At 31.2% G+C, this 17,430-nt stretch carries 20 protein-coding genes and 1 tRNA gene; 17 read left to right on the top strand and 4 right to left on the bottom strand.

What is annotated here, in order from left to right:
• The first annotated feature begins 172 nt into the window (after positions 1-172).
• The 6 genes from KPL50_RS06530 (at position 173) to KPL50_RS06505 (ending at position 4,966) form a co-directional block, all read left to right on the top strand.
• Entirely contained in the window at positions 173-751 is a 579-nt protein-coding gene (locus KPL50_RS06530) for a TerD family protein (protein ID WP_216297646.1), read from the top strand.
• 146 nt (positions 752-897) lie between these two features.
• Positions 898-1,464: a TerD family protein gene (locus KPL50_RS06525; protein WP_216297645.1), complete on the top strand. Its 567-nt coding sequence runs from the start codon at positions 898-900 to the stop codon at positions 1,462-1,464.
• Between the two features lie 263 nt (positions 1,465-1,727).
• Positions 1,728-2,495, top strand: coding sequence for a CAP domain-containing protein (locus KPL50_RS06520; RefSeq protein ID WP_216297644.1), 768 nt, complete (start codon positions 1,728-1,730; stop codon positions 2,493-2,495).
• A 241-nt stretch (positions 2,496-2,736) separates the two neighbouring features.
• Positions 2,737-3,363: a CAP domain-containing protein gene (locus tag KPL50_RS06515; protein WP_216297643.1), complete on the top strand. Its 627-nt coding sequence runs from the start codon at positions 2,737-2,739 to the stop codon at positions 3,361-3,363.
• A gap of 199 nt (positions 3,364-3,562) precedes the next feature.
• A complete protein-coding gene (locus KPL50_RS06510) occupies positions 3,563-4,024 on the top strand; it encodes a pyridoxamine 5'-phosphate oxidase family protein (RefSeq protein WP_216297642.1) in 462 nt (153 codons plus the stop codon).
• A gap of 99 nt (positions 4,025-4,123) precedes the next feature.
• Positions 4,124-4,966: a CPBP family intramembrane glutamic endopeptidase gene (locus KPL50_RS06505; RefSeq protein WP_216297641.1), complete on the top strand. Its 843-nt coding sequence runs from the start codon at positions 4,124-4,126 to the stop codon at positions 4,964-4,966.
• A gap of 152 nt (positions 4,967-5,118) precedes the next feature.
• On the opposite strand, the gene KPL50_RS06500 is transcribed toward KPL50_RS06505, so the two are convergent.
• Positions 5,119-5,379: a spore coat protein gene (locus KPL50_RS06500; RefSeq protein WP_216297686.1), complete on the bottom strand. Its 261-nt coding sequence runs from the start codon at positions 5,377-5,379 to the stop codon at positions 5,119-5,121.
• 36 nt (positions 5,380-5,415) lie between these two features.
• Positions 5,416-5,622, bottom strand: coding sequence for a hypothetical protein (locus KPL50_RS06495; RefSeq protein ID WP_216297640.1), 207 nt, complete (start codon positions 5,620-5,622; stop codon positions 5,416-5,418).
• 271 nt (positions 5,623-5,893) lie between these two features.
• On the opposite strand from KPL50_RS06495, the gene KPL50_RS06490 reads away from it, so the two are divergent.
• The 3 genes from KPL50_RS06490 to KPL50_RS06480 are packed head-to-tail and all read left to right on the top strand — an operon-like array spanning position 5,894 to position 9,162.
• Positions 5,894-6,925, top strand: a complete 1,032-nt coding sequence (locus KPL50_RS06490) for a glycosyltransferase family 4 protein (RefSeq protein WP_216297639.1) — start codon at positions 5,894-5,896, stop codon at positions 6,923-6,925.
• 4 nt (positions 6,926-6,929) lie between these two features.
• The gene (locus KPL50_RS06485) at positions 6,930-7,919 is read left to right on the top strand and encodes a lysylphosphatidylglycerol synthase transmembrane domain-containing protein (RefSeq protein WP_216297638.1); all 990 of its coding nucleotides are present in this window, start codon (positions 6,930-6,932) and stop codon (positions 7,917-7,919) included.
• Between the two features lie 58 nt (positions 7,920-7,977).
• Positions 7,978-9,162 carry a glycosyltransferase family 4 protein gene (locus KPL50_RS06480; protein ID WP_216297637.1) on the top strand — a complete coding sequence of 395 codons (1,185 nt, stop codon included), beginning with the start codon at positions 7,978-7,980 and terminating at the stop codon, positions 9,160-9,162.
• Between the two features lie 130 nt (positions 9,163-9,292).
• On the opposite strand, the gene KPL50_RS06475 is transcribed toward KPL50_RS06480, so the two are convergent.
• Positions 9,293-9,366: transfer RNA gene (locus tag KPL50_RS06475), tRNA-Ala, on the bottom strand.
• Positions 9,367-9,518: 152 nt separating this feature from the next.
• Here KPL50_RS06475 and KPL50_RS06470 point away from each other — a divergent pair.
• The 5 genes from KPL50_RS06470 to larB all read left to right on the top strand — a co-directional run bounded on the left by KPL50_RS06470 (position 9,519) and on the right by larB (position 13,716).
• Entirely contained in the window at positions 9,519-10,322 is an 804-nt protein-coding gene (locus tag KPL50_RS06470; protein WP_216297636.1) for a DUF368 domain-containing protein, read from the top strand.
• A gap of 151 nt (positions 10,323-10,473) precedes the next feature.
• Positions 10,474-10,779, top strand: a complete 306-nt coding sequence (locus KPL50_RS06465) for a hypothetical protein (RefSeq protein ID WP_253200479.1) — start codon at positions 10,474-10,476, stop codon at positions 10,777-10,779.
• Between the two features lie 109 nt (positions 10,780-10,888).
• Positions 10,889-12,145, top strand: a complete 1,257-nt coding sequence (gene larC, locus KPL50_RS06460; protein WP_216297635.1) for a nickel pincer cofactor biosynthesis protein LarC — start codon at positions 10,889-10,891, stop codon at positions 12,143-12,145.
• A 21-nt stretch (positions 12,146-12,166) separates the two neighbouring features.
• A complete protein-coding gene (larE, locus tag KPL50_RS06455; RefSeq protein ID WP_216297634.1) occupies positions 12,167-12,952 on the top strand; it encodes an ATP-dependent sacrificial sulfur transferase LarE in 786 nt (261 codons plus the stop codon).
• Between the two features lie 17 nt (positions 12,953-12,969).
• Positions 12,970-13,716 (top strand): nickel pincer cofactor biosynthesis protein LarB, encoded by a 747-nt coding sequence (larB, locus tag KPL50_RS06450; protein ID WP_216297633.1) that lies wholly within the window; start codon positions 12,970-12,972, stop codon positions 13,714-13,716.
• Positions 13,717-13,940: 224 nt separating this feature from the next.
• Here the strand turns inward: larB and KPL50_RS06445 are convergent, their stop codons facing one another.
• Positions 13,941-15,071 (bottom strand): glycosyltransferase family 1 protein, encoded by a 1,131-nt coding sequence (locus KPL50_RS06445; RefSeq protein WP_216297632.1) that lies wholly within the window; start codon positions 15,069-15,071, stop codon positions 13,941-13,943.
• Between the two features lie 207 nt (positions 15,072-15,278).
• Between KPL50_RS06445 and KPL50_RS06440 the strand changes: the two genes are divergently transcribed.
• The 3 genes from KPL50_RS06440 to KPL50_RS06430 are packed head-to-tail and all read left to right on the top strand — an operon-like array spanning position 15,279 to position 17,335.
• Positions 15,279-16,289 carry a CotS family spore coat protein gene (locus KPL50_RS06440; protein WP_216297631.1) on the top strand — a complete coding sequence of 337 codons (1,011 nt, stop codon included), beginning with the start codon at positions 15,279-15,281 and terminating at the stop codon, positions 16,287-16,289.
• Between the two features lie 4 nt (positions 16,290-16,293).
• Positions 16,294-16,518, top strand: coding sequence for a hypothetical protein (locus KPL50_RS06435; RefSeq protein WP_216297630.1), 225 nt, complete (start codon positions 16,294-16,296; stop codon positions 16,516-16,518).
• Between the two features lie 49 nt (positions 16,519-16,567).
• Positions 16,568-17,335: a spore coat protein gene (locus KPL50_RS06430; protein ID WP_216297629.1), complete on the top strand. Its 768-nt coding sequence runs from the start codon at positions 16,568-16,570 to the stop codon at positions 17,333-17,335.
• The last annotated feature ends 95 nt before the right edge of the window (positions 17,336-17,430 follow it).

Raw genomic sequence — 17,430 nt, 5'->3', positions numbered from 1 at the left:
TATTATTTATGTAAAGCTTAAATTATTTAATAGACAAGCTTAACAACAGGGAATAAGCATGAAAGTAAGAGGTTGCATATACTATAGCAGTTTATTCTGAAGGTAGTGTGCAAACTTTACTATATATTAACAATTATAAAGCATAATAAAAAAAGAAAGAAGGGTTATAAAAATGGCAGTTAGTTTGAAAAAAGGTCAGAAAGTAGATTTAACAAAAACAAATCCAGGATTAACAAAGGTTTTAGTAGGACTAGGCTGGAGTACAAACAAGTATGACGGTGGTTCAGACTTTGATTTGGATGCAGCAGCGTTTTTAACAGGAGAGAATGGAAAAGTAACATCAGATACAGATTTTATATTTTATAACAATGCAGAACATACATCTAAATCAGTTAAACATATGGGAGACAATAAGACAGGAGCGGGAGACGGAGATGACGAACAAATACTTGTTGATCTATCCTTAGTACCAGCAACTGTTCAAAAGATTTCATTTACTGTAACAATTAATGAAGCGGAAGAGAGAAGACAAAATTTCGGACAAGTTTCAGATTCTTATATCAGAGTAATGAGTGGAGACGGGGCTACTGAGTTAATTAAATTTGACTTGGGAGAAGACTTCAGTATTGAAACAGCTGTAGTAGTTGGAGAACTATACAGGAACGGAGCTGAATGGAAATTCACTGCATTGGGTAGCGGATTCGAAGGAGGCCTTGGAGCTTTATGTACTAACTTTGGAGTTAGTATCTAACATTTAATAATATATAAACTACTGTGTACTTTAACTATCGCACAGTAGTTTGTTTGGTATATTGAAGACAGTTAAATATTAAGTTAGCAATAATATACTTTAATGTACTATAAAAAATAGACACTAGCACAAGGAGGAATATTAATATGGGAGTCAATTTAATAAAAGGTCAAAAGGTAGATTTAACAAAAGGAAACGCATCATTAAAGGCATTAACAGTAGGACTCGGTTGGGATGGTAGCAATGGTGGAAACACTATTGACTGTGATGCATCAGCTATAATGTTAGATGAAAACGGAAAAATATCTAAAAGCAAGAGTATAATATACTTTGGTAACAAGACAAGTACCTGTAAGAGTGTAATTCATCAAGGTGATAATCTTACTGGTGCAGGTGCAGGTGATGATGAGCAAATAGTTATAGATTTAACAAAAGTACCAGGGGATATATCTAAGGTGGTTTTCGTTGTTAATATATATAATTGTGCATCTAAAAGGCAACATTTTGGAATGATTAAGAATGCATACATTAGAATAATGGATAAATCCTCTAACAATGAGTTAGTTAAATTTAATCTTTCTAATGATTACAATAACATGACATCTTTAATAATGGGTGAAGTTTATAGAAACAACGGAGAATGGAAATTCACAGCAACAGGAGAAGGTAGTACTGCAGCTAGTATAACAGAATTAGCAGCAAGATATAATTAGAGTGAAGACTACTTTAGATTGAGTATCAGTGGCTGCGGGAGTAGCTGCTGATGCTTATTTTATTGCAGTCATCTCCTAGCGATTATTGATATTTAGCTATGTGGAAAAAACGACATAATAACTATAATTATGAGTATTTACGACATAATATTACAGAATAACCACTAATAAAAGATGCGAAAACCTCATTTAGATGATATTATGTGTATGCAAAGAGAAAAACTTGCTTTGCATATTAAAATTATGAAGGTGAGGTACAAAGAATGAAGAAAACTTTAAGACCATTAATATTAACTTTAGGAATTTTAGTAACAACAGGAATCAGTTCAACGGTGTACGCACAAGATTGTAGTACAAATAATTACAAAGTGATTAATGCTAAAGATTGTAATACCATCAATTATACAGTAAAGCCAGGAGAAAGTATTCAAGATATATGTGCTAAGTATGGGATTGTAGTTCCAGAATGTGCAGCTGCTAAACCGCAGGCAACTAATCCAGCAAAGGTGGCACCAGCAAAGGCAGCACCAACACCAACAAAGGCAACACCAGCAAAGGCAACACCAGCGAAAGCAACACCAACGAAGGCAGCGCCTACAAAGGTAACCCCTGCAAAGGCAACAACAGAAGCAAATTCAACTGAAAATAACAAATTAGAAAAAGAAGTAGTAACACTAGTTAATCAGGAAAGAGCAAAACAAGGACTAGCTCCTTTAAAGGATAACTTACAGCTTTCAAATGTAGCTAGAACTAAGTCAGAGGATATGAGAGATAATAACTATTTTTCTCATACATCACCAACTTATGGATCACCTTTTGACATGATGAAAAAATTCGGTATAACATATAGTGCAGCTGGTGAAAACATTGCAATGGGTCAACCAACAGCAGCTTCAGTAATGAATGGTTGGATGAACTCCCCAGGACATAAAGCTAATATTTTAAGTGCTAATTTCACTGAAATAGGTGTGGGAGTAGCAAAAGATAAGAGTGGAAGTATTTATTGGACTCAACAGTTTATAGGAAAATAAGTAATTAAATATAGATCTGTGTTTGTAAATATTAGAATATAACGATATTTACAAACACAGATTTTTTTATATAACACATTTTTTAATGGGTATTAATAGTGACTAATTAAATGTATTTACTACATATTATTACAAGATAACCAACAATAAATACTATGAAAATCTCGGTCTGATGGTAAAATGGACATGCAAAGAAAAAATCAACTTTTTATATTTATAAACTTAAGGGGAGGAACAAAAGATGAGGAAAACTTTAAGAGCACTAATATTAACTTTAGGTATTTTATTAACAACAGGAATAAGCTCAACAGTGTACGCTGCAGATACCCTAAATTACACAGTTAAGCCAGGGGATTACTTTTGGAAGATATGTGTTAAGTATGAGGTTGGGATTTCAGAGGTTTTAGCTGTTAATCCTCAGATAACTAATCCTAACCAGATAAACATTAGCCAAATAATAAAGATACCAACCGTATCTGAGAATATGAAGTTAGAAAAAGAAGTACTAACACTAGTTAATAAGGAAAGAGCAAAACTAGGACTAGCTCCCTTAAAAGATAATTGGGAACTTTCCAGGGTAGCTAGATATAAGTCAGAGGATATGGCAAATAAAAACTATTTTTCTCATACATCGCCAACTTATGGATCACCTTTTGATATGATGAAAAATTTCGGGGTAAAATATATGACAGCTGGTGAAAATATTGCAATGGGACAGCAAACCCCAGCTTCAGTCATGACATCGTGGATGAACTCCGCAGGACACAAAGCCAATATTTTAAGTGTGAATTTTACCGAAATAGGAGTAGGAATAGCAAAAGATAAAAATGGAACTATTTATTGGACTGAGCAGTTTATAGGAAAATAAATAATTAAATTTAGATCTGTGTTTCTAAATATTGGGTTTTGACAATTTTAGAAACATAGATTTTTTTGTGCTTTAAAAGGCTTAGAAGTGGATTATAATGCTAATTATATATGGAAAATTGCCACTAAGTTCATAGATTTTTGTGCGAATTTTATGTTACACTTAAAAATATAATATTAGAAAGGATGGGGAAGGGTCTATGAAAACAATGAGAAGGATTGAAAGACAAATGAATGAGGTAGAAGTTCTTGAACTTTTAAAGAAGGGCCAATATGGTATACTTTCAACTTGTGGAGAGGATAATCAACCTTATGGAATACCACTAAGCTATGTGATTATAGATAAAAATATATATTTTCATTGTGCAGGCATTGGAACTAAACTAGATAATATTAGCCGGAATGATAAGGTGAGCTTCACAGTAGTTGGAAAGACTAAGGTTTTACAAGATCAATTTAGTGCGGAGTATGAGAGTGTTATAGCTTTTGGACGTGCTATAAGACTTGAGGAAGAAGAAAAATATGAACCACTTATGGAGTTTATAAGAAAATATAGTCCGGAATTTATAGAAGAGGGACAATTATATATAGATAGAGCCAAGGGAAAAACTACACTAATTAAAATAGAGATATATAGTTCTAGTGGAAAGCATAGAGTATAAAGAATATAAATATACTAAACTAAAGATAATTGAAATAACTAGTAAGGGGGAGTTGTTACAGTAGTTGAAGGGTTATAATAAATTAGAGAGCGTGATAGAATGAAATTTTTAAGAAACATAGAAAATGGAGCCATAAACATTAAAAAAATGGGAATCATTAAAGGGTTTCTTGTAGTACTTCTATCAATTTTGTTGGAGGTGTTAGGACAAGTACCTGTAGAAATTAAAAGTTTATTTTCTGGAAGATTTGAAAAAGCATTGCCCTATGTAATTTTTATTTTTGGTGTACTTGTTAAATATTATGTTATTATCATTTTACTCAAGTGCCTAAGTAATTCAAGAAATGAGCAAAAACTCAAATATCACTTGAATCCAATGAGTTTTATTTTTACAGCCCTCATGATTATAGCATTCCGTCTAGTATTTGATAACAGTTTAACATTGTGGCTTAGTAGGATAACATTGCCAGATTTTATAAATGGAGCCTTCGAGGAACGTACTGTTTCACCAATTATATTAATACTCAGTTCTACGGTGGTAGCGCCTATATATGAGGAAATAATTTTCAGGGGTGTATTATTAAAAGGACTGTCTAAAAAAATAAATCCAACTATAGCCCTTGTGGTATCGGCATTATTTTTTGCATTAGTGCATTTAAATGTTCCTCAAGGCATAAATGCATTTTTACTAGGACTAGTTATTGGATTTATATATTTAACAACGGAGTCAATTTATTTAAGTATATTTGCACATTTTATAAATAACGTACTGGCTATTTCAGTTTCCTCTAAATTTGCATTAATAGGTGGTCAATATGCTTTTGAAATTCATGGAATGATTTTTATTTTAGGCGTCATACTTTTAGTAATAGCTTGCATGGGTTATGAGCAAAATAAAATTAGAAATGTACCAGACATATATAATCAATTTATAGAAATATAGTTTGATTTAAATGAATAACTAGGCTTCACCCTACGATGATTAATATTGTCATAGGGTGGAGATTTTTTTGGTTAAAAATGAAGGACGTAATAGAAACCCTTTAAAGTACTAATACCTTAGAGGGTTTCTAAAATTTCTAAAAGCTTATTACATTATTTTAATTCACTCATCATTTGGGTGGCTTCATTTTTTAATTGTTGAACTTCATTATCTGGAGCATCTTTTGTAGGATACCATCCCTTTTGTTTCATAGCATCAAATATTTTATATTGAATAGTTTGATTATTTTTAAAGTTATCGATTAGTGTGTTTCTCAAATTTTCGCAAGAAGACTCAGTTATCCCTGTACTGTAAGCAGAAATAACTTGTTTTTCTGTAGCAAGTAAATCCTGCATTAAATCTTTTTCACTCATACTTGTATTCATATAATATCCCTCCATTTATATATATTATTGATGAGAATCAAGGTAAGTTTTTAATGTGTTGAAGTTCTGTTTGTGTGTTTGACTAGCTTCAGTGCAAAGGTTCTTTAAATTTTGGTCAGTGCATTGTGTTCCATACTCATTAAACTTTTTATTAAGCAATGATTCATATCCCAATTGATCTTTAATAACTTTTAAATTGTTGCTTTCTAATTGTTTGTCAGTAGTATTCATATTTATTACCTCCAGTTTTTTATTAAGACAACTATATGAGTATTATCTGCTTTTAGTATTAAAATATAAGTGGTAATTTATTGTAATGAAAATATATAAAAAAATTATCATCTAAAGCTGTTTTATTGATTATAAAGCAAAAATAATTATTAATTTTTTATAGTAAATAGTGTAAATTTAAGAAAACTTTAAGGTGACATTAATCAATTCTTAATAATAGTAGTGTACAATAAATGTATAATCAAGGTTAAATTAGATGGGAGTGACAATTATGCCGACTATAAATATGCTTTCTTCAGCAGATAAAGTTAAAGGTCAAGGGGTAGGATCAGCTTACCTAGAGCAAGTAAACTTAGTGCAAAATGGATTAGATGAAGAATATAAAGTTGTAATAAATAAGAGAGCAAGAACCGAAATAATGCATTATCATACTATTGATTTTAAGCATTATTTGAGTATCCCTTTTGCTAAAAAGAAAGGTGTAACAGTAGGCTATGTGCATTTTTTGCCTGAAACTATTGAAGGTAGTATAAAATTACCTAAGTTAATTGAAAAAATTTTTTACAAATATATTATAAGTTTTTATAAAAACATGGATTATTTAGTTACAGTAAACCCTAATTTTATAACTAAGCTTGAAGCTTATAATATTAATAGAAAAAAAATCACATATATTCCTAACTTCGTTTCAACTGAAAAATTCTATAAGCTTTCAGCAGAGGATATTTGCATAGCAAAAGAAAAGTTGAAAATTGAAAAGGATGCTTTTGTTGTGCTTGGAGTAGGCCAAATACAAACTCGGAAAGGCGTCATCGATTTTATTGATATTGCAAAAAAAATGCCTGAAGTACAGTTTATTTGGGCTGGTGGCTTTTCTTTTGGAAATATTACAGATGGGTATAAGGAATTGAAAAATCAGATGGAACATGCACCTAAAAATATTTTATTTACAGGAATAGTTGAAAGAGATTTGATGAATGCTATATATAATGTATCAGATGTTCTTTTTATGCCGTCTTATAACGAGCTTTTCCCTATGTCAATACTGGAGGCAATGAATACCTATACTCCAATACTATTAAGAGATTTGGAGCTATATGAAGATATATTGTTTGATTATTACTTAAAAGAACATGATAATGAAGGTTTTATTGAGGCTATAGAAAAATTGAAGAATAATTCAAGTTATTATGAAGGGGCTAAAGAAAAAGCTATAAGAGGTCACAATTTTTATTCAAGAGAGAATGTTCTTGATATGTGGAAAGATTTTTATAAAAAGGTATTTCGAACAAAAGGACGGTAAACTAATGAAAAATTATAAATTTAATGTTATTTTGGGGATAGCTTCAGGAGTTATATTTATTTTGCTTATTATTTTCACAAATGGTTGGATGGATTTAATTCATCAAATGAAAAATTTACAAATTCAATGGATAATTGTAGCAGCTATTGCTATGGTGGCATATTGGGTTTTTGAAGCTAAAACATTGCAAAGTATTGTTCTTTTAATGAAAAAGGACTATAAATTTAAAAAGGCATTTCAAGTTACTATGGTAGGACAGTATTTTAACTCAATTACCCCCTTTGCATCTGGGGGGCAACCAATGCAACTATATTCACTTACAAAACAAGAAATAGGAGCTGGTAGCGCTGGATCAGCACTTATGATTAAATTTATTATCTATCAGTCAGTATTAACTATATATTCCTTGATACTTATATTTTGGAAATCAAGTTTTTTCAAAACTAAAATGAGCAATTTGTTTTATTTAATAGCCATAGGATTTACAGTTAATGCTGGTGTAATTATATTTTTAATTATATTTTCAAAATATCGAAAATTAACACATAGACTAATAACAACTTTTTCTAAGATATTAAAAAAACTTAAATTGGTAAAAGATATAGCAAAGTTAGAAATGAACATTAATGAAAATTTAGATCAATTTCATGATAATATGGAGATAGTAAAACATAGTAAAGTAATGATGGCTAAGGCTGTTATTTATACAATATGTCAGTTAACAATAATTTTTATTATACCTTATTTTATTTATCTTAGCTTTGGAATGAGTGGTGCTAGCATAGAAAATATGGTAGCCGGAACTGCCTTTGTAATGATGCTAACAGCATTTATACCCTTACCTGGAGCAGTGGGTGGAGCAGAGGGTGCTTTCTTTATGTTTTTTAGCTTGTTCTTTGCAGCTAATAACATAATGGCTGCTATATTATTGTGGAGATTAATTACGTTTTACTCTTGCATAATTTTCGGATTTTATGCCTTTATGAAGGAGTAAGTCCAGTTAATTAGTACATATCAAACAAAAAAAATATAGTTCTAAAAGGGGGCTGATTATGAATATCGGAATTTTTACAGATGCGTATTATCCACAAGTAAGTGGAGTTGTTACTTCTACTTTTATATTGAAAAATGAGCTAATTAGACTTGGGCATAGTGTAACTATTATTACAGTTGCACATCCAGATGTAGAAGAAGAAGAAGGCATAATGAGATTGCCTAGCATACCATTTTTTCTTTTACCTTCTCAAAGAGTTGGGATGATATATTCACGTAAAATTATGATTAAGATAAAAAAATTAGATTTAGATATTATACATACACAAACAGAATTTAGCATAGGCATATTTGGAAGAATAGTTGCTAAAAAATTGGATATTCCCGTGGTTCATACTTATCATACAATGTATGAGGATTATATACACTATGTATCCCGTGGGATAATGCTGAAACCTGCTTCGCAATTTGCTAAAAAGGTAAGTAAACTATATTGCAGAGATTGCAGTGCTATAATAGTGCCCACATTAAAGGTGAAAGATGCATTGCAGCAATATGGGTTATTAAGACATATAGATATTATACCTACAGGAGTTGACCTTGAACCTTTCAAAAGAAATAATTACAATGAAGGCCTTATACAAGATGAGAAAAAATCTTTTGGAATAAACGAAACCGAGCCAGTTGTATTATTTATTGGGCGCCTCGCAAAAGAAAAAAGCGTAGATATAATTATAAATAGTATGAAGGAGCTAATTGTGAAAATGCCAAATTCTAAACTTCTAGTTGTAGGTGATGGACCGGAGCGTGAAAATCTAGAAGCTTTAGTTAGGTTGCTGGATATTGAAAAATCCGTAATATTTACTGGGGAAAAACCTTGGGCGGAAATTGGTAGGTATTATCAGATGGGAGACGTGTTTGTAGGTGCTTCACTAACTGAAACACAGGGATTAACCTTTACAGAAGCTATGGCGGCACAAGTTCCTGTTGTAGCTAAGTATGATAAAAATTTAGACGATCTAATTAGAGATAAAATTAACGGAAGAATTTTTTATAAAGATGAAGATTTATCTGAAATATTGTTCGAAGTTTTAATGAATAAAGAGGAATGTGATACTATGGTAAAAAATGCTTATGATGGTATAGAGGCATTATCCTCTAAGTGCTTTGGGGAAAGTGTGGAGAAAGTTTACATGGAAGTTGAAAAACAAAATTGTATGTTACAAAATCAAAAGGTGACATAATTAATTTATAAATAATAGAGCCGCTTTATGAATGATGCTTATGGGTTGCCTTCAAGGGGTGGACAATTTGAGAATACTGACTATTAAATGTATATAAAAAAAAGCAAGTAAAAACACTTGCTTTTTTTAATGGTGGAGATAAAGAGAATCGAACTCTTATAACCACAATGCCATTGTGGTATTTTCCCATTAAATCATATCCCCATTTATAATCATTATAAAATAAAAAACTAGATTTTACAAGATTAATTTGCATTAGGATAGTAAGCGATAAAGCTTCAATAGAAATAGAAAATAAAATAATCGTAGTAAGTAAAAATACATGAGAAGGTGCGATTTTTATAACGGGGGAAAAAATGAAAAGTATAATAAATTTTTTAAAGGGTGTTGTCATTAGTGTTTCAACTCTTGTACCTGGTGTAAGTGGAGGAACTATGGCTATAATATTAGGGGTTTATGATGACTTAATTCATGCCATAGGCTCTTTTTTTCAAGATTGGAAGAAGCATAGTATTTTAATTCTAGAAATTGCATTAGGTGGATTAGTAGGAATGATGTTATTTAGTCGCTTAATAGAAATGCTAATTAATAATTATCCTATTCAAACAAGATTTTTCTTTATAGGTGTTGTTGGGGGAGGTATTCCTGTGCTTTATAAGAGAGCTACTTTCCAAGGTAAGGAAACTAGCGATTTTTTATTACTTGTAATAGGGCTTGTGATAGCGTTAGCTATGGCTGCTAAACCACAAGTTGTTAGTAACATGACTACAATTGGCGGAACCAAAAGTGCTATTTTTTTGATTATTGCAGGAATTGTAATAGCTGTTGCACTTATACTTCCTGGTATCAGTGCATCTTTTATGTTGTTAATTTTAGGACTATATGATGTTACAGTTAGAGCAATTAGTGCACGAAATATGCCGTTTTTAATTCCTTTAAGCATTGGCATATTAATTGGGACGATAGCTACAACAAAAACCATAGAAAAACTGCTGAAAAAGTATCCAGGGAAGACATATATGCTAATACTAGGTTTTGTGTTAGGGTCGGTATTACTAATATATCCAGGAATGCCACAGGGCATTAATATTATTTTTTCATTAGCTTCATTAGCTTTTGGATTTGTTCTTATATTCAGGATGGGTAAAAAATTTCAATAGGTTCTTTTGAAATATACTCAAATCTACGAATAAAGCCTTTATAAATGAGGCATGACCATCAATCCACGACTGGAGTTGAACTATAATTAAAAGCAACTAAAAATCATGGAGGAAAAATAGATACAATTATTATTCAGCTAAACAAATTAAATTGAAAAAAATAGCCACAGCTTGGAATAGCGGCAATATCTCTGTGACAAATGAATTTAACATGGTCTACACAAACACAAAAGAACTGTTTGATGTGAAATATCCTAATAATTTGCCTGTTTTATCCTTCTTATTAAAAGAAGCGGTGGACGTTGAAAAAGAGTGGCTACCACTTCATGAAGAAGTAATTTCAAACCCCCATATTCAAAAGATTGAAATTCTGAGTGGGGCGCATTATTTACACTGGACAAATGCAGATAAAATCGCCAAAATGTCAAAAGAGTTTATTTCTACATATATAAAATAACGTATCCACCAAACAAACTAATATTTGATGATATAAGTTTATATTTATTCTATAATATTTGTTTTTTTGGTACAATGAGATAAATACAAAAGAAATGGAGAGAATGAAAATGAAAATACTTTATTATGATTGTTTTTCAGGTATTAGTGGAGATATGAATTTAGGAGCATTGCTAGACTTAGGTGTAGATGATAAATATTTAATAGAGGAATTAGACAAGCTAAGGCTAGATGGATATGAAATAAGAGTATCAAGAGGCATTAGAAAAGGCATAGAGGGCACTAAGGTAGATGTAATGTTACAAGAGCATAAACATGAACATTCTCATGATGAAAACGAAGACAGACACTCTCATGGACATATGAGCAATAATCATAATCATCATGACCAGCGAAATCTTAAAGATATTGAGGGAATTATAGATTGCAGTGAATTAAGTTCTAATGTTAAAGAATTAAGCAAGAAAATGTTTATGAAGGTTGCAGAGGCTGAAGCAAAGGTCCATGGAAAACCATTATATGAAGTTCATTTCCACGAGGTAGGCGCAGTAGATTCTATTGTAGATATAGTAGGAGCAGCTATCTGCATAAGTTATTTAAATGTTGATAAAATAATGAGTTCTTCCGTGGAGCTTGGTGGCGGGTTTGTTAAATGTGCTCATGGAATTATACCAGTACCAGCACCGGCTACTGTAGAGATTTTAAAGGGAATACCAGTAAAACTTGGAGCTGTACCCTTTGAAACTACAACACCTACTGGTGCTGCAATTCTTGCAGTTAATGTTTGCGAATTTAAAGATAATAATAGTTTTACTGTAAATAAAATCGGCTATGGCATAGGTAACAGAGATACTGAAATTCCTAATGTACTAAGGGTAATGCTCGTAGAAGAGAATAATTTGTCTAATACTAATAAAGTAGAAAATGTAGATAGTGTATTTCAAGAAATTGTGGAATGTAACATAGATGATATGAATCCAGAGTCATATGAGTACATCATTGATAAGCTTTTTAATGAGGGCGCTTTAGATGTATATTTAACTCCAATTATAATGAAAAAAGGCAGACCAAGTGTAAAAATAAGCGTTTTGTGTAAAGAGACTAAATTGGAAAAGATGAAAGAAGTATTATTTAGAGAAACTACTACCTTTGGCGTAAGAAGTTTTAAAGTGAATAAAGCCATGCTTGAAAGAAAGTTTATTAAAGTAAACACTTCTTACGGTGAAGTTACAGTGAAAGAAGCTTATTACAAAGGTAAAAAGATAAAAAGTAAGTTAGAATATGAAGAATGTAAGAAAATAGCCCAGAGTATGGGAATACCTATAAGCAAAGTATATGATAAATTAAGAAATGAAGTCCAAGATTAATACATAACATTGGAGGTAAATATGTTAAAACGAAAACACGATAATTTAATAAATTATTTAAAAAACCTTGGTAGTGTTGCTGTAGCATTTTCTGGAGGAGTGGATAGTACGCTATTACTTAAGGTTTGTAGCGATGTACTCAAGGAAAATGTGTTAGCTATTATGGTAATAGCTCCTTACACACCTAAATGGGAAGTTGAAGAGGCTAAAGTTTTGCTAAAACAGTTTGGGGTTAAATATAAATTTATTGAAGTAGAAATGATAGATGAAATAAGGTTTAGTCCAAGAGATAGGTGTTACATCTGTAAAAATGCCATTTTTACTAAGATAAAGCAGCAAGCCAGTGCTGAGGGAATATATAATATTTTAGATGGCACTAATTTTGACGATACAAAAGATTATAGGCCAGGACTTAAGGCGCTAAAGGAATTAAATATAATAAGTCCTCTTTTGGTAAATGAATTTACTAAGGCGGATATAAGAGCTTTATCTGAAGAACTTAAGTTGCAAACTTGGAATAAGCCTGCCTACGCATGTCTTCTGTCAAGAATACCTTATGGACAAGAAGTAATTCAGGCAGAACTTGAAAGAATAGAAACTGCAGAAGTATATTTAATGGGATTAGGTTTTAGCGGTGTTAGAGTTAGAAGCCATGAGGATCTAGCAAGAATTGAACTTCCTAAGAAGTACTTTGACAAGATTCTAAATGAGAAAGTTTTAGAAAAAATCTCAATAAAACTAAAAGAACTTGGTTTTAAATATGTAACATTAGACCTAGAGGGATACAAGATGGGAAGCTTAAATTAAAAAAAGGTGGGAAATATATGAATTCAGAACAAACGAAGGAATTTCTGAGGTCCATAAAAAGTGGGGATATATCTATTGAAGATGGTATAGATAAATTAAAAGACTTGTCATATTCAGATTTAGGATATGCAAAAATAGATAATCATAGAGAACTTAGAGTTGGTTACCCAGAGGTTATATATTGCGAAGGAAAAACTGTAGATCAGATAAAAGGCATAGTTAGTTTGATGCTTACTAAGGATGTAAATATTCTTGGCACAAGGGCAACGCAGTTAATGTATGAAGGGGTAAAAGAAATATGTAATGATGCACAGTACAATGAGCTTGCAAGAACCATTGTAATTAAAAAAAAGGATATAGAAATTTCAAGTACCTATATTGCATTAGTAACAGGAGGAACTTCTGATATACCAGTAGCAGAAGAAGCGGCCGTTACAGCAGAAATCTTTGGAAACAAGGTGGAAAGAATTTATGATGTAGGGGTAGCTGGTATTCACAGACTATTTGAAAACCTTGATGTCATAAGACGTGCTAGGGTAGTTATTACTGTAGCAGGTATGGAAGGCGCGTTAACTAGTGTGGTTGGAGGTTTGGTAGATAAACCAGTTATAGCGGTTCCAACCAGCATAGGGTACGGAGCTAGTTTTAATGGACTGGCTGCACTATTATCCATGTTAAATAGCTGTTCTAGTGGAGTTAGTGTTGTTAATATTGACAACGGCTTTGGAGCCGGATATTTAGCAAGCATTATTAATAAGTTATAAAAGAAAGGTTCGGCATGTAACATGTTCTGATAGTAGATAATTCGTTAACAGACTCTAAGTTTATTCCATGAAAAATCCCCTAACGCACTTATTCGACGTCCTGTCTCAGAAGTGCTAGCAGGCCTTCCTGGCCTGCTTACGGGGATTTTTCATTACATAAACTAAGAGTCTGTAAAACTCATTATATACTATCTGCCACACTGTTACATGCCGAACCTTCTCAATTATGAGGGAGAGTTAGAATAGTATACACTCTCATAAGCTTTAAGGGTGTTAATTGCAGTATTTTGCCAAGAAAATTCACTTGCTCTTTTTAATCCCTTATAACTCAATTCTTCTCTTAACTTATCGTTACTTAGTAAGTTGCCTATAGCTGAAGAAATTTCTGAAATATCGTAGGGATTTATTAAAATTCCTCCATCTCCAACGACTTCTGGAATAGAGGTAAGGTTAGATGCTATTACAGGAGTGCCACAATTCATTGCCTCCAGTGGAGGTAGTCCAAAGCCTTCGTAAAGAGAAGGATATACAAAAGCATCACAAGAGTTATAGAAAATGGGTAAATGTTCTTCAGGCACAAAACCAGTAAAAACAACATTAGAGTCTATCTTCAATTCATTTGTAAGTTTTAGAAGCCTTTGGCTGGAGTCTTTATAGCCACCCACAATAACTAAATTATAATTTTTGTTTAAATCCTTATATATTTTAGAGAAAGCAGTTAATATAGAAGCCACATTCTTTCTTTCACTAAACCCTCCTAGATAGAGTATAAATGGGTCCGTTAAATTATACACATCCTTTAGAAAGCTTTTACAGAGCTCTTTATCTAAAGGGGTATATTTTTTATCAGCAGCTAGTGGAGTTACAAAAATCTTATTTTCATCAATTGGGAAAAATTTAAGAATATCTCGCTTTGAAAATTCTGACACAGTTATTATTCCATCAGCATTTCCTATAATTATGGGCATTTCTTTTAAAAATTTTAGCAAATATCCTTTTCCTACAGTTTCAGGCATAATGTATGGGATTAAATCATGTATAGTAATTATTTTCTTGCAGGATATTTCCTCAGAGTATCCTATTCCGTTTTGTGGCATATGATATATGTCTATTTTTTCCTTTGATAAGTTGGCTGGGAAATAGTGATCCTCAAAGAATCTTTGATGTTTTTTAGAGGTCATTATTATTTTGCAGTTTTCTTTTTTTATACTCTCATAATTATTACCTGACCAATAAACATTGTAGTTATTTAAAGAATCTATGTTAATTAAATTTTTAAGTACATTTTCTGTATAAGTTCCTATACCGGTGCCACTATAAAAATTGATACCTCTAGCATCAATTGCAATCCTCATGGGATTCACTCCTTAATATTATTGGAAAAATCCTGTATTAATAATATAATCATCATCTGGGTTCATATGACATTATCTAATTTAAAAGAATATATATATTAATATATAATTTTAGCTTAAGAAGTGTGCTATTTGCCTAAACATAATTGTGCACAAATTATTCGGTGTGTTCATATAATACAATAGAACAATATTTCGGAGGCATGCGTGGAAATCCAGGAATTAAAGCAGTTAGTAAAGGACAATTATTCTCTTTGTATTAATGATATAGAGAAAATAAAAAATGTTTATAGAATAGAAACTGAAAATGAGATGTATTGCTTGAAAATCATTAATTATGACTTTAAGCATTTTTTATTTATTATTGGGGCAATAAAGCATTTGCAGGTTAATGGTTTTCAAAAGATACCTGAAATTATTGCGACTAATGATAACAAAGAGTATATTAGTATTGAAAAAAAATACGCTTATTTAACACTGTGGCTAAATGCAAGGGAATGCAATTATGATAATCCTGTAGAAATAAAATTATGCACCTTAAAGCTTGCAGATCTTCATAAAAAAAGTTTGAATTTTAAAGTCACGCCTGAGATGAAACCTAGAATAGGATGGTTAAAATGGATAGAAACGTTTAAGACCAGAGAAAATGAGATATTAGATTTCAAAAGAAGGATAAATGAAAAACAATGCATTACGGAATTTGATAAAAATTATTTAGTAATAATGGAGGAAGAACTCAAGAGAAGCAGGAGATCAATATGTAATTTATGCAAAAGTGAATATATAAATAAAATGAAAGAAGAAATTAAACATAGGGGATTATGCCACCATGATTATGCTCATCATAATGTATTAATAGAAAAAAGTGGAGGCGTGAATATTATTGATTTTGATTATTGTATCTTAGACACTCATTTACATGATTTAAGTAGCCTGCTCATAAGAAGAATGAAAAATGGAAAATGGAGCCTAGATAATGCACTTTTTATAATGGATGAGTATGATGCTACAAATTCCATATATAAAAGTGACATAGAGGTAATGGCAGCATTTATGGAATTTCCTCAGGAATATTGGCAAACAGGAATTCAGTATTATTGGGAAAAAAAGGACTGGGGAGAAGAATTTTTTTTAAAGAAACTTGAAAAGATTAATGAGGATAGGATGGATAGGCAAATTTTTATAGAAAAATTAAGAAAAATAAATTATGGGAGGTAGTATTGTGGGTAAAAACAAAGATGATATGTACATGGATGAGAGTGAAATTGACATAATACAGCCGCAAAACTCTACTGTTGAAGAATATGATATGAAACTTGACAAGATGATAGAGGAAGTTAAAAAATTAAAAAAAATAAAAAAAAGACAAAAGAAAATAAAAGAGTTAGAATTTGAGCAAAAAGAGATATTAAAGAAGATGGACAAAAATTGTAAAAAGAATAGATAGTAAGGTGTTATTTTACAGCAACTAATAGATCTAATTAGAGGTGGTGCCATTGGCGATAAGCATCTATAATGATTTTTCAGACTATATGGTGTTTAAAGGTATTAAAAATGTAAAAACAACTGATTTTAAATGTAAAAATGTGGTTATAGATATAACTGAAGAATTAATAATAGAACAGTTCCATGTTATTCATGATTTTCATGAAAAATCTTTGGGATTTAATGGATATCTAAGGAATAGGTTAAATAACAATACTGGAAAAGTCATAGAAGACTTTAAAATTTATATTAAAAGGCTGACTTCTGATATAAATAACATTAAAAGAGCTGAGCCTAAGAATTCCTTTGAAGAATTAGTTATGGAATATGGGGAAGGAGTTATAAAAAGAGGGGAAGCATGTATAAGAGCGGTATATCAAACTGATTATATAGGGATTATAACAAGAAGTATGAAAAAAACAGAAATATGCCTCGGAAATACAGATTTTCAAAACCTCCGAAAAAATAATTTTTTTATTGAAGTAGTTAGTTTTGAAGACTGTAGTTATAACATGGTGGAAATGGATTGTTTTATTTTGCTTAGTAAATTAAAAAGAAAAGGATTGGAACTTGATTTCAAAAGACTTGCTGGCGAATTTTGTTATATTGAAGGACTAGAGGCGAGCAGCTTGGAATTCCTAATAGCTCTAGTATCTTATCCTTACGAATTTATGAAATGTTGTAATAAGTACCGAGAAGGTAAAAATAAGGATCATGAGGACAGGTTTTCTAAGAAACTTTTAAAAGCATTAGCACAAGATGGAGGTTCTTTATTTTAAATTAAAAAGTCAATAATAAAAAATACAATATTGCAGCATAAAATGTGATAAGTAGCTTCAAAGTTATGAATAGCTGCGATAGATATGATTCAAAG

Origin of the sequence: Clostridium sp. CF012, assembly GCF_018861755.1 — a bacterium.
Lineage (GTDB): Bacteria > Bacillota > Clostridia > Clostridiales > Clostridiaceae > Clostridium_AD.
The sequence above is the reverse complement of the archived record's forward strand: the minus strand, read 5'-3'. Positions and strand labels throughout refer to the sequence as shown.

Excerpts from the sequence above, each read along its gene's own strand:
- KPL50_RS06530 (WP_216297646.1), top strand. The coding sequence starts at position 173 with ATGGCAGTTAGTTTGAAAAAAGGTCAGAAAGTAGATTTAACAAAAACA.
- KPL50_RS06525 (WP_216297645.1), top strand. The coding sequence starts at position 898 with ATGGGAGTCAATTTAATAAAAGGTCAAAAGGTAGATTTAACAAAAGGA.
- KPL50_RS06520 (WP_216297644.1), top strand. The coding sequence starts at position 1,728 with ATGAAGAAAACTTTAAGACCATTAATATTAACTTTAGGAATTTTAGTA.
- KPL50_RS06515 (WP_216297643.1), top strand. The coding sequence starts at position 2,737 with ATGAGGAAAACTTTAAGAGCACTAATATTAACTTTAGGTATTTTATTA.
- KPL50_RS06510 (WP_216297642.1), top strand. The coding sequence starts at position 3,563 with ATGAAAACAATGAGAAGGATTGAAAGACAAATGAATGAGGTAGAAGTT.
- KPL50_RS06505 (WP_216297641.1), top strand. The coding sequence starts at position 4,124 with ATGAAATTTTTAAGAAACATAGAAAATGGAGCCATAAACATTAAAAAA.
- KPL50_RS06500 (WP_216297686.1), bottom strand. The coding sequence starts at position 5,379 with ATGAGTGAAAAAGATTTAATGCAGGATTTACTTGCTACAGAAAAACAA.
- KPL50_RS06495 (WP_216297640.1), bottom strand. The coding sequence starts at position 5,622 with ATGAATACTACTGACAAACAATTAGAAAGCAACAATTTAAAAGTTATT.
- KPL50_RS06490 (WP_216297639.1), top strand. The coding sequence starts at position 5,894 with ATGCCGACTATAAATATGCTTTCTTCAGCAGATAAAGTTAAAGGTCAA.
- KPL50_RS06485 (WP_216297638.1), top strand. The coding sequence starts at position 6,930 with ATGAAAAATTATAAATTTAATGTTATTTTGGGGATAGCTTCAGGAGTT.
- KPL50_RS06480 (WP_216297637.1), top strand. The coding sequence starts at position 7,978 with ATGAATATCGGAATTTTTACAGATGCGTATTATCCACAAGTAAGTGGA.
- KPL50_RS06470 (WP_216297636.1), top strand. The coding sequence starts at position 9,519 with ATGAAAAGTATAATAAATTTTTTAAAGGGTGTTGTCATTAGTGTTTCA.
- larC (WP_216297635.1), top strand. The coding sequence starts at position 10,889 with ATGAAAATACTTTATTATGATTGTTTTTCAGGTATTAGTGGAGATATG.
- larE (WP_216297634.1), top strand. The coding sequence starts at position 12,167 with ATGTTAAAACGAAAACACGATAATTTAATAAATTATTTAAAAAACCTT.
- larB (WP_216297633.1), top strand. The coding sequence starts at position 12,970 with ATGAATTCAGAACAAACGAAGGAATTTCTGAGGTCCATAAAAAGTGGG.
- KPL50_RS06445 (WP_216297632.1), bottom strand. The coding sequence starts at position 15,071 with ATGAGGATTGCAATTGATGCTAGAGGTATCAATTTTTATAGTGGCACC.